Below are 15044 nucleotides of genomic sequence, written 5' to 3'. Positions count from 1 at the left end.
CACGATGATCGCGCGCCTACGTTCGATGCTGTCGGGGGCGCCGCTGATCCTTGTCGCGACCGCCGTCGCCGGTGGGAGCGGGTACCTCGCGACGGCCGTCGTGGCGGCGGCGAAGAGTCCCGACCAGTACCTGGTGTTCGGCGCCTTCTGGTCGGCTCTCTACCTGGTCATCGCGGCGCTTTCCGGCATCCAGCAGGAGGTCACGCGCGCCTCTAGCGCCAGCGCCAGTGCCAACGTCAGCGCCGGGCCCGGGCCGCGCGCGATCGCCGGCCGTTTCGCGTTGATCGCGGCGGCCGTCGTCGCGGTCGCCGTCGTCGGCACGTCGCCGCTCTGGACACGGGCGGTGGCGGAATCCTCGGTGATCGGCTTTGCCGTGCCGATCGCCTTCGGCGCGGCTGGCTACGTGTTCGTCGCAGTCGTCTGCGGGCTCCTCTACGGGCATCGCCTCTGGCTGGCGATCGCCGGCATGATCGGCCTCGACGGGCTGCTTCGACTCGCGGGAATCGGGCTCGCGCTACTCGCAGGCGGCTCGTTCGAGATGCTCGCCTGGGCGGTCGTCCTCCCGTTCCCGCTCACCCTGGCGATCCTCTGGTGGACGTTCCGCTCGCGGCTGGTCGGGAGTTCCACGCTCGACGTCGGGCTCGGCCGTCTCGCGTGGAACTCCTCGAGGACCGTGGTCGCCTCGATCGCCACAGGACTGCTCGTGAGCGGATTCCCGCTGCTGCTCACGATGACCTCCGGATCCGCGGACCCGGGGCGCCTCGGCAGCCTGCTCTTCGCCATCAACATCGTGCGCGCCCCGCTCGTCGTGGTCGTCATGTCGTTGCAGAGCTACTTCATCGTGCGATTCAGCGCGCGTCCACGAGACGCGATCCGACTCTTCGCCACCGGGAGCGCGGTCGTGCTTGCCGCGGCCCTCCTGCTTGCGGTGGGCGCCTGGTTCTTCGCTCCATGGGCCTTCTCGCTGCTTTGGCCCGCGTATGAGATCACGCCGCTGGTGGCCGCAGGCCTCGTGCTCGCCTCCGGACTCCTCGGGGTGCTCTGCCTGAGCGGTCCACTCGCACTCGCCGAGTCGAGGCACGCGATCTACACCCTCGGCTGGGTTCTCGCTGCAGTCGTCACGGTCATCGTGCTCGTCCTGCCACTCGAGCTCATCCCTCGGAGTCTGCTCGCGATGCTCATCGCCCCGCTCGCGGCCATCATCGTGCACGTCGTCGGTGTGGTCGGAGGGCGCCGACGGGACAGCCGCTAGCGACTCGCGGTCCCGTCCCCGCGGAGACGACGAAGCCCCGGCGCCTTCGGCGCCGGGGCTTCGATCACCGCTCAGCGGTGCGCGAGGATCGCCTGGATCTCGGGGAGCTGGAGCAGCAACTCCTCGACACCCGCAACGTCGAGACGCTGCGTGCTGTGCGAGGTGTAGGCGTCATCGTCACCCGCGGCAAGCCTCGTTCCTTCATCGACGAACGGCTTGTAGTCGAGCGTGCGGCTGTCGAGCGGGACTCGGAAGTACCCGCCGCGGTCCTCGGCGAGGGCACGCTCCTCGGAACTCAGGAGCGACTCGTAGAGCTTCTCACCGTGCCGGGAGCCGATCACCTGGACTTCCGGCTCACCGTAGCCGAGCAGCCGGGAAACGGCTCGGAGGAGCGTCTCGACGGTGCTCGCCGGAGCCTTCCGCACGAAGAGATCGCCGGGTGAGGCCTCGCTGAACGCGTAGCGGACGAGGTCGACCGACTCGGCGAGGGACATGAGGAAGCGGGTCATGTTCGGATCAGTCACCGTCAACGGCCGACCCGCCTCGAGCTGCGAGACGAAGAGCGGGATCACAGAGCCGCGCGAGTACATGACGTTGCCGTATCGGGTCACGGAGATGACCGTGTCGGAGTCCAGGTTGTTCCTCGCGATCGACATCGCCGTCTTCTCCATGAGCGCCTTGCTCATCCCCATCGCGTTGATCGGGTAGACGGCCTTGTCGGTGCTCAGACAAACGACTGACTTCACACCGTGCTCGATCGAAGCGTGCAGCACGTTCGCACTGCCCTGCACGTTCGTCGCCACCGCCTCGAGCGGGAAGAACTCGCACGACGGAACCTGCTTGAGGGCCGCCGCGTGGAACACGAGGTCGGTGCCGCGCACGACCTGGTCGACGCTCCGCTCGTTGCGGACGTCTCCGATGTGGAAGCGGAGCCGCGAGTCGTTGAGCGCGTGGCGCATCGCGTCCTGCTTGGCTTCGTCGCGGCTGAAGATGCGAACCTCAGCGGCGCCCTCGGCGAGGACGAACTTCGCCATCGTCGATCCGAAGGAGCCGGTGCCGCCGGTGATGGTCACCGTGGAGTCTTTGATCTGCCTGTGCGTCATGCGCCTTTCCATACCCTGCGGCTCGTGTGTGCTGACATCGACCTCGCCATGCTAGTCGATGGACCGGAGCGTCTCCTCGAAGCCGCTGACCGATGCGGCCTCCGAGAAGGTGCGCAGCGCGGTATCGCGCTGGCGCTCGACGATGCCCCGGCGATGTTCCGCCGGGGTGTCGAGCAGCGCCAGCGCCTCGGCGGCGACCGCGGCCGGTTCCGCCGCCCAGGTCACGCCGGCGTCGTCGCCGAGGATGCCGACGATGCCGTGGAGCGCCGTGGAGACGACGGGGACGCCCGCTGCCATGTACTGGAGAACCTTGTGAGGGAGCGCGACGTGCGTCACGAGCTCCGGTCGGAACGGGTTGATCGCCACGTCGGCGAGCCGCAGATAGCCGGGAAGCTGCGCGTACGGGACGACCCCGGTGAAGACGACCCGGTCGCCGAGGCTCTCCCGCTCGACGATGCGTCGAAGTTCGGGCTCGAGCTCGCCTCCGCCGACCAGGACGACTCTGAGCCGTGGCCGTCGTGCGAACTCGGGCACGAGCGCCTCGAGCACGGTGTCCAGGCCGGAGAACTCGAAGAAGGTTCCCATGTAGAGGAGCACTTCGTCGTCTTCGCGGAGCCCGATGGTGCTGCGATCGATCCGAACCCCCTCATCGGCGAAGTGGCTCAGGTCGACCGGCGGCAGGTCGACCTGCGTCGGACCGGTCCGACCGGAGGCCTCCACGCAATAGTCGGCCATAGCGGGGTTGTTGGCGGAGAGCAACGAGGCGTTGCGGTACACGTAGTGCTCGGCCCGCCGGATGAGGGGGGCGACGGGGGTGCGTCGGATGAGGTGGGAGACGTCGAGTGCGCGGAACACCACGGGGACGCCGAACCGCTTCGCGAATGCCACGGTCTGCCACCCGGTGGTCGGCACGGCGTAGAGCACGATGACGTCGTAGCCGCCGTCTCGGATCTCACGACGGAGCCCGGGTACGTCGATGACCGGTGCGAGGTACCGATCGAGGCCGCCGCCTCCGAGGTGGGGCGGCGTGATGAGCTCCAGATTCGCGTCGGGGTGCACGCGTCCTCGCACGCGCTCTCGTGTCGTCCGGAGCGATGGTGCGCTGCGCTCGCCGCTCGCCTCTGGGAAGTGATAGAAGGACACCTCATGCCCCCGGAGCGCGAGCAGCTCCGGGAACTCGTGCATCTCGAAGATCACCTTCTCGCGATAGTTGACCTCGTGGACGAAGAGGATGCGCATCGCTCAGTTGACCGCCGGCATCCGGATGCCGGCACGGCGGTGATGCGTCTTCGCGGTCGATCGGATGAAGTTCACGACTCTGCGGGAGGTGTCGTCGATGTCGTACTCCCACGGAGTCGCGGCCGGGCCGTCCTGGTCGAACTCCTCGAGCGTGAGAGCGATGGCGCCGAGGACGTCCTCGCTCGAGGTTCCGGACGTGATGGTCACTCCCGTGTCGATCGCCTCCGGGCGTTCGATCGCATCCCTGACGGAGATCGCCGGGAACCCGAGGATGGAGGACTCTTCGCTGATGGTGCCGCTGTCTGAGAGCACGAGCTTCGCCGATTTCTGCAGTCGCACGTAGTCGTGGAAGCCGAACGGCGGGTGGAAGACGATGCCCTCCTTCAGCTCGTCCGGCTGAGCTTCGAGGCGCTTGCGCGTGCGAGGGTGGGTCGACACCAGCACGGGCAGTCCGTACTGCTGCCGGACGGCGAGCAGCGAGTTGAGGACCGCTTCGAGGCGCGCCGGATCGTCCACGTTCTCCTCGCGGTGAAGGCTCACCAGGAAGTATCCGCGTTCTTCGAGCGACATCCGGTCGAGCACCTCGCTCGCATCGATCGCCTCGGCGTTGCGCTCGAGCACCTCGCGCATCGGTGATCCCGTGAGCAGGATCCTGGACGGGTGGATTCCTTCGCCGAGCAGGTTGCGGCGTGCGTGCTCCGTATAGACCAGGTTGTAGTCGGACACGTGATCGACGAGCTTGCGGTTCACCTCCTCCGGCACGTTTTCGTCGAAGCAGCGGTTGCCGGCCTCCATGTGGTACACGGGGACCTTCAGCCGGCGGGCCATGAGCGCGGAGATGCAGCTGTTCGTGTCGCCGAGCACCACCATGGCATCGGGGCGTTCCTCGATCAGCACACGTTCGATGCCGCTCAGCACGGTTCCGAGCACTGTGCCGAGCGAACTCGTGTCGGCGTTCAAGAAGTGATCGGGCCGGCGAAGGCCGAGGTCCTCGAAGAAGACCTCGTTGAGCTCGTAGTCGTAGTTCTGCCCGGTGTGCACGAGCACATGCTCGGTCGATCGGTCGAGGCGGTCGATCGTCGCGGCGAGCCGGATGATCTCCGGGCGGGTTCCGACGACGGTCAGGACTTTCAGCTTGGCTGCATTCATGGCTGTACTTTCTCCGCGTAGGTGTCGGGGTTGCTGGGATCGAACACTTCGTTGATCCAGAACGCGGTGTAGAGCGCCTCCGCCCCGGTGTTCGTGATGTCGTGCGACCACATGGTCGGCATGTCGACCGCTGTGGGCTCGTCTCCTCGGACATGGAACTCGACGACCTCGTCGTGGAAGAGTCGCCGCATCGAGATGGTCGCTTCGCCGGAGAGCACGATGAAGCGCTCGATCTTGCGCCGGTGGTAGTGCTCGCCCCGCGTCACTCCCGGCACAGTCGTCGAGAAGGAGGACTGCCCCCCGCCGCCGGCCACTCGGACGAGTTCGAAGAACGAGCCCCGCGCATCGGCGTGGCGCTGGAGCGGGATGGTCGGGCGGGCATCGAACGAGGCCGCGCGATACGTGTTGAAGAGGTCTCGGCGGAACGGGCTCGAGAGATCGGGAATCGTTCCGTCCGCGTACGCGGACGCGATGCTCCGCAGCTCATCGAGGACCTCGCGCACCGTCGCCACCGTCTCGTGCTGCGACGCGTCGCTGGTGCCGAGCAGGACGTCCGCGGCGTCCTGCGCGTGCAGTAGCGTCAGTGCACGATCGCCATCGACCCGGGGCTCCTCGCCGACGGCGAGCTGATGCGCGAAGGTCGCAACAACGGAGTTGTAGAAAGGTCGGCCGTGCTCGCCGAACAAGTTCGGGAGGAGAACCGAGCGGAAGCCGATCCCTGAGCGATCAGCTGCTTCCGAGAGGATGCCGGACGCGAGCGCCTTGCCCCGTCCGTAGGGGGTCGGCGAACCTGCCTGGATCGAGTTCGCGACGACGAGCCGCGCAGGCCTGTTCTCGGCACGGGCAATCGCCTCTGCGAGCTGGCGCGCGAAGCGCTCGTTGCCGAACTCGACCTCCTCGTCGCTCCCGCGATTCACACCGGCGAGGTGGATCACTTCATCGGAATCCGAGAGGGCCGCAGCGGCTGACGAGAGGTCGAAGCCGTCGCCCAGGGGAATGGGAATCGTCTCGATGCCGGCCGATGCGGCCGCGCACCGGACATGCCAGCCGAGAAAGCCTTTCGCTCCGGTGAGCGCGATCTTCGCCATATCGTTCCAATCACTGTCCGCGCGGGCGATCCGAGAGATCACTGTACCCTCTCGGCTTGCGTGTCCCGCCTGGCCGTCGGCGATCCGGCGGGATGGGAGTTGGTAGGATCGGCTCCGTGAACGCAGCTCTGAACCGTACGTTGATCGTGCTCCCTGCGTTCAACGAAGAAGCCTCCGTTGCGAAGGTCGTCCGTGAGATCGAGGCGGTGCTCCCCGGGGTCCGCTGCGTCGTCATCGACGACGGGTCGAGCGATCGCACTGCGCAGGCTGCGGCTGCTGCGGGCGCCGAGGTCCTTCGCCTCCCGTTCAACCTCGGCGTCGGAGGCGCGATGCGACTCGGGTTCCGCTACGCGCTCGCGAACGGCTTCGACAACGTGGTGCAGATCGACGCCGACGGCCAGCATGATCCGGCGGCGGTCCCCGCCCTGCTCGACGAACTCGAGACGGCCGATGTGGTCATGGGGGCGAGGTTCGCCGGCGTCGGCGACTATGAGGTGCGTGGGCCGAGGAAGTGGGCGATGCGGGTGCTGGCGGTCGTGCTGAGCCGCGTCGCTCGAGCGAAGCTCACCGATACGACGTCGGGATTCCGTGCGTCGGGTCCGAAAGCGGTGCGGCTGTTCGCGGCGCACTATCCGGCTGAGTACCTCGGTGACACCATCGAGGCCCTCGTGATCGCTGGGCGCAGCGGCTGCGTCGTCCGCCAGGTCCCGGTGGAGATGCGGGTGCGAACGGGCGGAACGCCTTCGCACAACCCGTGGAAGTCCACCGTCTACCTCGGTCGTGCCGGTATCGCGCTCATCTTCGCGCTGATCCGCCCGAAGTCCACCCTCCGAGTCGGGACGGCCACCCCGTGAGCCCGGTCAGCTATCTGTTCGGGGTCGTCGCGGCCCTGGCGGTCTTCCTGCTCGTCGTCGAGATGCTGCGCCGCCGTCGCTTGCGGGAGCGACACGCACTGTGGTGGCTGATCGCCGGGGTGCTCGCACTCGTCGTCGGCCTGTTCCCCGGACTCCTCGACTGGGCTGCGAAACTGCTCGGCGTCGGCCAGCCGACGAACCTCGTCTTCTTCGTCAGTATCGCGATCCTGGTGATGATCTGCCTTCAGCACAGCTCGGAACTCACCGTGGTCGAGAACAAGACCAGGACGCTCGCCGAGCACGTCGCCATGCAGAACGAGCGTATCCAGCGGCTCGAGGCAGCTCTCGACGCCGCCGAGGACGGCAGGAACGGCGGCCGCGCTGAGGGCGCTCGATGAGCGCTGAGCCCCCTGTGCTCGTCACGCTCTCGATGCTCACCCTCGCCCCCGGGAATCACGGTGGCGGCGAGGTCTACGCGAAGGAGCTCTGCGCGCGGCTTCCCCTGCTCGAATCCGCCCAGGCGGAGGTCCTGCTGCCCCGAGGCGCGCGAGGGTGGAACGCTGGGCTTGCCGAACGGGTGCTCAGAGTGCAGGCGCGCTCGGGCACGGTGCCCCGGCTCCTCAGCATGCTCGGGGTCTGGTTCGCCGGTCGAAGTGTCCGCCGCACCATTGACGAGGCCGCCGTCGTCCACTATCCGCTGACGATCCCGTTGCCGGGTGCCGGTGCACGACGGAGCGTGGTCACGCTCGCCGACATGCAGCACCGCGATCTGCCTGCGCTGTTCAGCCCCGCCGAACGGCTCTTCCGCAGATTCGCCTACGACCGCGCTGCGCAGCGCGCCGACGCGGTCGTGACGGTCAGCGAGTTCACGAAGGAGCGCATTCACCATCACCTCGGGGTGCCGCTCGATCGGATCCACGTCGCGTACCTGGGTGTCGACGCCGAGCGATTCGCGCCGAACTTCGGCGCTCGTGAACCCTTCATCTACTACCCGGCCCGTGCGTGGGCGCACAAGAATCATGCGCGGTTGTTCGAGGCCTTCCGCCTGCTGCGCGAGCGCCGCCCGGAGCTCCGCCTCGTCCTGACCGGCGGAGACACTGCGAAGCTCCATCCGCTGCCCGAGGGCGTCGAGGTGCTGGGACATGTGACGGAGGCGAGGCTCGCCGAGCTCTACCGCACCGCGAGCGCTGTCGTATTCCCGAGTCTCTACGAGGGGTTCGGTCTCCCGGTGCTCGAGGCGATGGCGTCCGGATGCCCGGTCGCGGCATCCGACCGAGCCTCGTTGCCGGAGATCTGCGGGGATGCGGCCGAACTCTTCGATCCGACCGATCCGGTCTCGATCGCCGAGGGTGTCGAGCGTGCGATCCGCCGTTCGGAGGAGCTGGCCGCTCGAGGGGTAAGCCGCGCGTCCAGCTTCAGCTGGGACGCGTGCGTCGCGGCTCATCTGCCCGCGTACCGCGGGCACGCCGCCGCACGCTAGAAGCGGGCACGCGTCACGACGCGCGGCGCAGTACGACGACCACGCTCGACGACGAGAGCACGACCCGCAGCCCGGGGAAGAACATGGCTTTCGCGACGCCGGCGCCGATCCGGATCGCGACACCGGCCGTGATCAGGTGCAGCCCGTGGATCAACGACGTCCGGAAGCCGCGTCGGGTCCCTCCACGGACTCGCTCGATCACGAGGCCGCACCGTCTGGCGTAGTACTCCATCTTGAGGATGCCGATCGCGTTCACATGAGTGACGTCGCCGTACTGGAACGGGTTGCCGATCCAACTGTCGGCATTGGGGAATCGCAGCACGATCAAGCCGTCGCGGCGAACCTTGTCCGCGAGCAGCCCAAGGAACTCGACGCTCAGCTCGGGCGGGATGTGCTCGAAGACGTCGAAGGCGGCGACGAGGTCGAAGCTCTCGTCCGGAAGGGCGGGCAAGGCGTCGGCGGCGTGCGCCGAGAACCCGTCCGCGTTCGCCGCGTCCACGAGCTCTGGAAGCAGCTCGGTGCCGTTCATCCGCCAGCCGCGCCGACGGCCGAACCCGAGGAACTCGCCGTTGCCGAAGCCGATCTCGAGCACATCGAGCGGTCGCCGGATCCGGGCCGCCTCTCGCACTTCACGCCGGTAGTAGGCGTCGTCGCCGCGCCTGGGCGCGCCGAAGCTGTCCTGGCTCCAGCCCTTCCAATCGAGATACCCGTCGACCATGCGGACCACGCCGCTCAGCGGCTGCTCTGCTCCAGCTGGCGCGCGGCCTCGTCGATCGGCCCGTCGAAGGTGATCTCGCCGCGCCGCAGCACGATGCCCCGTTCGCAGAGCTGCTTGACCATACCGATGTCGTGGCTCACGACGAGCATCGTCTTGCGCTGCGCCGAGAGCTCTCGGATCTTCTGCTTGCACTTCTCGCGGAACGGTGCGTCGCCCACGGCGAGGACCTCGTCCACGAGCAGGATGTCGAGTTCCGCGTGGATCGCGACCGAGAAGGCGAGCCGAACGAACATGCCCGAAGAATAGTGCTTCACCTCCGTGTCGATGAACTCGCCGATCTCCGAGAACGCGACGATGTCGTCGAACCGCTCGTCGATCTCTGGCTTCGACATTCCGAGGATGGCAGCGTTGAGATACACGTTGTCGCGTCCGGTCAGATCCGGGTGGAACCCGGCCCCGACTTCGATCAGGCCTGCGACGCGTCCCCTGGTGAGCACGCGCCCCTGATCCGGTCGCAGGACACCCGAGATGAGCTTCAGGGTGGTCGACTTGCCGGAGCCGTTCAGACCGAGCAATGCGACCGATTCGCCCTCGCCGATGCGGATGTCCACGTCGGTGAGAGCCTGGAATGTCGATCGAGTGGGCTTGCGCTTGATCCAGGCGATGAAGAGCTCTTTGAAGGACTGAGTGTGATTCAGCGTGAAGCGCTTGCTGACACCGTCGACGATGATGCGCGGCTGTTCAGAGATCTTGCGCAAACCGACCCTCGAACTTCCTGAAGACGAGCTGACCGATGAGGAGGAAGAGCGCCGCGATGACCATCCCGACTGTTGCGAGCAGCCACAGATTCTCAGGACGCTCCGGCGAGGTGACCGTGGTCGGGTACCAGAACGCGGAGTGGAACAGCTCGACGGCGCTGGTCAGAGGGTTCGCCATGTAGAGCTCGAACAGCCACTGGGGGAGTTTGTCCCGGACGAGCGTGAAGGAGTAGAGCACCGGAGCCGACCAGGTCGAGAAGAGCAGGATGATCTCGACGACGTTCTGGGCGTCGCGGAATGAGACGTTCACCGATCCGAAGAGGAGGCCGAGTCCGAGCGCGAGCACCAGGACCAGGATCAGTGCGACGAAGACCCCCGCGATCTGCACCGCCGTCGGTGCCCACCCGTTCAAGAGGACGACCACGAGGAGAATCGCGAGCTGAGGCAGGAAGTGGACGAACGCGATGAACACATCGGCGACCGGGAAGAGCTCGCGAGGCAGATAGATCTTCTTCACCAGCGGTGCGTTGTTGACGATCGATTTCGTCGCGTTGCCGAAAGCCTCGTTGAAGAGGTTGATGACGATGATCCCCGAGAACAGGTAGATCGGGAAGCCCTCGATGCCCCGATTGAGGTCGAGGAAGACGCCGAGCACCACGTAGAAGATCGCGAACTGCGCGGCGGGCTTCACATACGACCAGGTCCAGCCGAGCACCGAACCGTGGTAGCGCGTCTGCGTCCCTTTACGAATGAGGAGGCGAAGCAGGTAGCGATACCGGAAGACGTCCAGGATTCCTCGGCCGGCACCGGGAACGCTGAAGCCGCTCAGGTCCTCGGCCGGGGTCGATCTCGTCACTCGCACGATTGTACTTGGGCTGGCGCGCCAATCCGTCACCCGGGCGCGCAAGGCGCGTCCGATCATGGAAGAATGGCGGCACGTGCCCCCGCACGCGATCGAAAGCGAAGAGACCCCTGCCCTTCACCGTTCCAGTTGTGCGACGCATCGACGCGGACGCACAGTCGATCCGAGTCGTGATCGAGCCCGGGGCCCCCGGCGGCAGCTTCGACGTGCTCATCGACGGCCATCGCGTCTGGTCGGTCGTCGTCGATCCCGTGAGGGATGCTGCTGGTGCGGGCCAGCGTTTCGATTGGCCGTCGGCGCTCGCGCAGCGCTTGCGAGGGCAGGCGCAGGTCGAGGTCCGGCCATCGAACGGTGGCGCGCCGGGCGCCGCGGTGGAGGCCCGGTTCTCCGACGACGACGGCGGGCCCGAGCTGACCGACCAGCACGGTCAGCGGCTGTCGGTGAACAAATGGGGGGATCTCGCGGTCGCCATCGAGGGGCGCGCGTCCGGATTCGCCGCGCGTCTGCTCGACCATGCGAGCCGGCTCGTCGAGGACGTCCGCGGCGCCGGGATCGACCTCTTCCTCTGCAGCGGCTCGCTCCTCGGGGCGCTTCGCGGCGGCGTCCTGCTCGCGCACGACGACGACATCGACTTCGGGTTCGTCGCACCGACCGGGCACCCCGCAGACCTCAACCTGCTCAGCTATCGGATGGAACGGGCGCTGCTCGAGCTCGGCTACACGGTCGTCCGGCACAGTGGAGCGCACCTTCAGCTCTACTTCGGGGCGGAGGAGCCATCCGCGCCTCGCTTCTATCTGGACATCTTCACCGGGTACTTCCGCGACGGCGAGTACCACCAGCCGTTCGCCATGCGTGGCACGATGCGCCGAGAGGCGATCCTTCCCCTGGGCACGACGAACCTCGAGGGGCGGCTCTTCCCCGCGCCCGCCTCCCCGGACGCATGGCTCGCGCTCTGTTACGGGCCGGGGTGGCGCGAGCCGGACCCGGGGTTCCGGTTCGATACACCGTTGAGCACTCGTCGACGGTTCGACGCCTGGTTCGGCTCATTCAACCATCGGCGCGATTACTGGGAGTCCGTCTTCCGCGGCGCCGCGATCGCGGAACCGGACCGCCGGCTGCTTGCCCTGCTCCGGCAGCTGGGCGGTCCCGTGTACGACGTCGGCGCAGGTACGTCGGGGCTCACCTCCGCGCTCATCCGCCGAAGCGGCACGGCGGTGGCGCTCGACTATGCGCTCGAAGCACTCGCGATCCAGCGAGCGGCCGGAGTGCCCACCCGCTCTCTCAACCTGTACGACCGGCGCCAGGTGCTCGAGTTCGGGGTCGAGCTGGCCGGGAGCGGGGCGACCGTCGTGCTGAGCGACGTCCTCTCGGACCTTTCGGACGACGGGCTCACGAATGCTCGCCTGCTGGTCGATGCCGTCGTCAGCGGCGGTGGGGTCGTGGTGCTCGCGGAGCGAGACCCGGCGAACGCACAGGTGCTCGACGGAATCGCGACGGATCGCGCTGCAGTGGAGCGGCGCAATGACGAAAACGTCGACAGCCGGATTCTCCGGCCGAAAGGGAAGGACACGCGATGAGACGTGCGATCGGCCGAATGCTCAGGGCACTGGCCCCCCGCACGGCGGAAGGGATGACGGAGCTCGCCGAGATCCAGAGCCGCTACGGCGGTGTGCTGGTCGAGATCGAGCGGCTTCGAGCGGAGAACGTCGAGCTTCGCGAGGATCTGGGGCAGTTGGTGGCGAGGCTCGACGAGGCGTCGGGCGAGATCGACGAGCTCCGCCGTGACGCCCCGCGGATCGCCGAGCTCTACGACCTCGTCTTCGAGCGGCTCGCCGAGCGGCGCTGACGCTCGCCGAGGACCGGCCGGGCGCGCTCAGCCGCCGGCGGCCGATCTGGCCTGCGCGAGCGCGTCCCGCCAGCTCATGTCACGCGCGGCCTTCACGGCGCACACGACGAGCAGCATCCAGCCGCCCTCGAGCAGCGCGAAGCTCTCGGCGAAGCTCGTCACGACGAGGACGACGAGCATGAGTGCCGGCCAGGTGTACACGACGCTCCGCCGCGTCGAGGCCAGCAGCCACGAACGGGCCAGGGCGATCCCGAGCAGGGCGACGAAGAGGACGGCGCCGATGACGCCGACCTGGAAGTAGGCGTCGATATAGGCGCTGAGCGCCGACCCGTGCGGACGGCCCGTGGCGAGTTCGATCCAGGTGTAGGGGATCCGGTCGGGCCAGGGTCCGACGAAGCCCCAGCCCTGCAGCGGATTCTGATTGAGGTAGCGGGAGAGCTCCCGCCAGACGTCGAGACGGACGTCGAACTCGGCTCGTGCGTCGAGGATCTCGATGATCCGGATGCGCAGCAGCCAGGCGGAGATGATGCCGATGATGCCGATGCCGAGCAGCGCCGCTTGCCAATTCCACCGGGTCGCTGGGGCAGCTCGTCGCAGGCCGTACAGGGCCAGGGCCGCGACGAGGGCTGCGCCGAGCGCGATCCAGGTCGTCGGCGAGCCGGTGAGCAGGAGCGAGATTCCGGCGATGACGACGGAGGCGATCGCCCGCCCGCGTTGCACGCTCTTCGTGCGCCATTCGATGACGAAGGTCAGCAGCGCGATGAGGGCGACGAAGCCGAGCAGGTTGCGGGAGCCGAACACCCCCTGGATCGGGCCGAGCGACGCGATGTCCCCCTCGATGCCGAGGAACACGATGGGGAGGTCGAGGAGGACGCCGGACAGCACCTCGAGTGCGAGCGAGACGACGAGCAGGAAGCGGAGGACGTCCCCGAACGCGCGGACGATCTGGATGGTGTCGCGCATGAGCGCCACGTAGATCCCGAGCACCGTGAACGCGACCAGGTAGGCGACTCCGGCGGCGCTCCGTGCCGGCGTCGCGCTCCAGATCACGGAGGCCGCGCACCAGCCGACGAAGACGAGGATCGTGAGCGGAAGGATGCCGTACCACTCGACCGCGCGCCACCTGGCGACGAGCGAGACGCCGCAGAGCGCGATGAGCGCCGTGAGCGCGGCCAGGAGACCGGGCCAGCCGATGAGGCTCCGGACGGCGTGCGTCGAGAAGGCGAGGCCGACCGCGATCAGCGTGAGCGCCTGCGCGAGGCGGGCGGAGCCCGCGAACTCGCGCAGCGCGGCGACGGCCGGGCCCTGGGTCATCGGCGGGCGCTCCGGGTCATGCGTCCGCCTCGGGCGGCAGCCGGTGGGCGGGAACGGGCGGCGCCTCGGCCGGCATCGGTTCCGGCAGCCACTGGCCGCGCTTGGTCGACCACGCGATCACGATGAGGAGCGCCAGCCCGCCTTCGACGAGGAGCCGGCTCTCGGCGAAGCTCTGCCCGATCAGGGCGACGAGCAGGAGCAACGGGGCGAGAGAAGCGGCCGTGTGCCGGAGACGGTGGCCGACTGCGTCCATCGGTGGATCGACCGCCAGAAACCAACTGCGCCAGAGCGCCCCGATCACGATGGAGGCGAAGGCCAGCAGACCGAGCACGCCGAGCTGCATCCACACGTCGAGCCAGGCGTCGTGCGCCTGCAGGTAGGTGACGCCCTTCCGCACCGCGAGGTCCTCGAACTGGGGCACCCACGGCATCCAGTAGCCGATCCAGCCCCAGCCGAACCACGGTCGTTCCAGGGCCATCCCGAGGACCGCGTTCCAGATGTCCAGGCGGCCGGTGAGATCCTCGCCCTTGCCGAACACCCGGAGCAGGAGATCCCAGCCCGCGACGAGGGCGCTCACGCCGGCGAGCAGGGCCGCGAGGGCCGTCACGTAGACGCGTCGGCGGCGTTCGGGGCCCACCCGCCGCGCCCAGACCGCGAAGGCGAGCGCGACGGCGACCAGCAGCCCCGCGAGGATCACCGTCGCGGAACGGGTGAGCGCGAGGGTGAGCAGGGCGATGACGAGCCAGGTGATGCCGGACCCGCGACGGACGCTGCCCGCAGCGAGCATGGTGGCGAACAGGATGACCGCGAGCAGCGCGACCATCGCGAGGAGGTTGCGGCTCGCCACGATGCCCTCGATCGGGCCGCCGCCGAGCAGGAGTCCGCGCGACCAGTAGAACGCCATCGGCAGCTTCTCGCCGGTGACCTCGAAGTCGGGGAAGTTCGGCAGGAGCGGGCCGCGGACGATGAGCGCGACCCAGAGCTCGAAGAGGAGGGAGAGGGCGAGGATCCACTTCAGGGCGGCCGCGAGCGCCCGTGCGATGCGATTCCAGCTCAGCGCGGTCGCGAGCGAGACGCCGACGAACATGGTGACGAGCGCGAGCGCGACCCCGAGCGCTGAGGACCCGGGGTAGGCGGACCAGGCGATCGAGGCTGTGGCGATGAGCGCGAACACGAGCGTGGACTTCGGCACACGCCGCCAGCTCCAGGCCGGTCGCTGCGAGAGGAGGAGCCAGACGCCGCCGGCGACGACGAGGAGCGCGATCGCCCCGAAGCCCCACCAGCCGAGCAGGTTCCGCCAGAACTGCCCGGCGAACAGCGTGAAGAATGCGAAGGTCGCGTACGCGCCCACGAGAGTGTCGCGACGGGCCGGGGTCATGCG

The 15044-nt window shown here is 68.1% G+C and carries 15 protein-coding genes; 6 read left to right on the top strand and 9 right to left on the bottom strand.

Translation table 11 applies throughout. The features are described from left to right. Positions 1–4: 4 nt before the first annotated feature. Complete coding sequence (locus QSJ60_RS14455; RefSeq protein ID WP_285464040.1) at positions 5–1252, top strand: hypothetical protein; 1248 nt, start codon at positions 5–7, stop codon at positions 1250–1252. A gap of 71 nt (positions 1253–1323) precedes the next feature. On the opposite strand, the gene QSJ60_RS14450 is transcribed toward QSJ60_RS14455, so the two are convergent. From QSJ60_RS14450 to QSJ60_RS14435, 4 genes are read right to left on the bottom strand one after another with little or no spacing between them, the layout of a single operon-like run. Next, complete coding sequence (locus tag QSJ60_RS14450; RefSeq protein WP_285464038.1) at positions 1324–2355, bottom strand: polysaccharide biosynthesis protein; 1032 nt, start codon at positions 2353–2355, stop codon at positions 1324–1326. 51 nt (positions 2356–2406) lie between these two features. Continuing rightward, a complete protein-coding gene (locus QSJ60_RS14445; RefSeq protein ID WP_285464037.1) occupies positions 2407–3594 on the bottom strand; it encodes a glycosyltransferase in 1188 nt (395 codons plus the stop codon). Between the two features lie 3 nt (positions 3595–3597). After that, positions 3598–4743: a non-hydrolyzing UDP-N-acetylglucosamine 2-epimerase gene (gene wecB / locus QSJ60_RS14440; RefSeq protein ID WP_285464036.1), complete on the bottom strand. Its 1146-nt coding sequence runs from the start codon at positions 4741–4743 to the stop codon at positions 3598–3600. Further along, positions 4740–5831 carry a polysaccharide biosynthesis C-terminal domain-containing protein gene (locus QSJ60_RS14435; RefSeq protein WP_285464035.1) on the bottom strand — a complete coding sequence of 364 codons (1092 nt, stop codon included), beginning with the start codon at positions 5829–5831 and terminating at the stop codon, positions 4740–4742. Before QSJ60_RS14435 ends, wecB begins: the two co-directional genes overlap by 4 nt. Positions 5832–5947: 116 nt before the next feature. On the opposite strand from QSJ60_RS14435, the gene QSJ60_RS14430 reads away from it, so the two are divergent. Genes QSJ60_RS14430 through QSJ60_RS14420 form a run of 3 tightly spaced genes read left to right on the top strand, consistent with a single transcriptional unit; the run spans position 5948 to position 8165 of the window. Continuing rightward, on the top strand, positions 5948–6685 hold the full coding sequence (locus tag QSJ60_RS14430; protein ID WP_189086278.1) for a glycosyltransferase family 2 protein: 738 nt from the start codon (positions 5948–5950) through the stop codon (positions 6683–6685). Next, the gene (locus QSJ60_RS14425) at positions 6682–7083 is read left to right on the top strand and encodes a DUF2304 domain-containing protein (protein ID WP_189086279.1); all 402 of its coding nucleotides are present in this window, start codon (positions 6682–6684) and stop codon (positions 7081–7083) included. Before QSJ60_RS14430 ends, QSJ60_RS14425 begins: the two co-directional genes overlap by 4 nt. Beyond that, complete coding sequence (locus QSJ60_RS14420; protein WP_285464033.1) at positions 7080–8165, top strand: glycosyltransferase family 4 protein; 1086 nt, start codon at positions 7080–7082, stop codon at positions 8163–8165. The genes QSJ60_RS14425 and QSJ60_RS14420 overlap by 4 nt, the downstream gene beginning before the upstream one ends. A 13-nt stretch (positions 8166–8178) precedes the next feature. Here QSJ60_RS14420 and QSJ60_RS14415 read toward each other — a convergent pair whose 3' ends face one another. Genes QSJ60_RS14415 through QSJ60_RS14405 form a run of 3 tightly spaced genes read right to left on the bottom strand, consistent with a single transcriptional unit; the run spans position 8179 to position 10497 of the window. Beyond that, positions 8179–8883 carry a class I SAM-dependent methyltransferase gene (locus QSJ60_RS14415; RefSeq protein WP_285465337.1) on the bottom strand — a complete coding sequence of 235 codons (705 nt, stop codon included), beginning with the start codon at positions 8881–8883 and terminating at the stop codon, positions 8179–8181. 14 nt (positions 8884–8897) lie between these two features. Then, positions 8898–9641, bottom strand: a complete 744-nt coding sequence (locus QSJ60_RS14410; protein ID WP_229781795.1) for an ABC transporter ATP-binding protein — start codon at positions 9639–9641, stop codon at positions 8898–8900. Next, a complete protein-coding gene (locus QSJ60_RS14405) occupies positions 9625–10497 on the bottom strand; it encodes an ABC transporter permease (RefSeq protein ID WP_285464032.1) in 873 nt (290 codons plus the stop codon). Before QSJ60_RS14405 ends, QSJ60_RS14410 begins: the two co-directional genes overlap by 17 nt. 137 nt (positions 10498–10634) lie before the next feature. On the opposite strand from QSJ60_RS14405, the gene QSJ60_RS14400 reads away from it, so the two are divergent. Continuing rightward, entirely contained in the window at positions 10635–12080 is a 1446-nt protein-coding gene (locus QSJ60_RS14400) for a LicD family protein (protein WP_285464030.1), read from the top strand. A 53-nt stretch (positions 12081–12133) separates the two neighbouring features. After that, on the top strand, positions 12134–12349 hold the full coding sequence (locus QSJ60_RS14395; RefSeq protein WP_285464028.1) for a hypothetical protein: 216 nt from the start codon (positions 12134–12136) through the stop codon (positions 12347–12349). Between the two features lie 27 nt (positions 12350–12376). On the opposite strand, the gene QSJ60_RS14390 is transcribed toward QSJ60_RS14395, so the two are convergent. Together QSJ60_RS14390 and QSJ60_RS14385 are read right to left on the bottom strand one after the other, a co-directional pair. Continuing rightward, positions 12377–13663 (bottom strand): O-antigen ligase family protein, encoded by a 1287-nt coding sequence (locus tag QSJ60_RS14390; RefSeq protein ID WP_285464026.1) that lies wholly within the window; start codon positions 13661–13663, stop codon positions 12377–12379. Between the two features lie 16 nt (positions 13664–13679). Beyond that, positions 13680–15041: an O-antigen ligase family protein gene (locus QSJ60_RS14385; RefSeq protein WP_285464024.1), complete on the bottom strand. Its 1362-nt coding sequence runs from the start codon at positions 15039–15041 to the stop codon at positions 13680–13682. Positions 15042–15044 lie beyond the last annotated feature (3 nt).

The sequence above is a fragment of the Agromyces sp. NBRC 114283 genome, from assembly GCF_030268405.1.
GTDB classification, from domain to species: Bacteria; Actinomycetota; Actinomycetes; order Actinomycetales; family Microbacteriaceae; genus Agromyces; species Agromyces mediolanus.
Note: the sequence above shows the minus strand (reverse complement) of the source record. Positions and strands in the feature narration are given on the sequence as shown.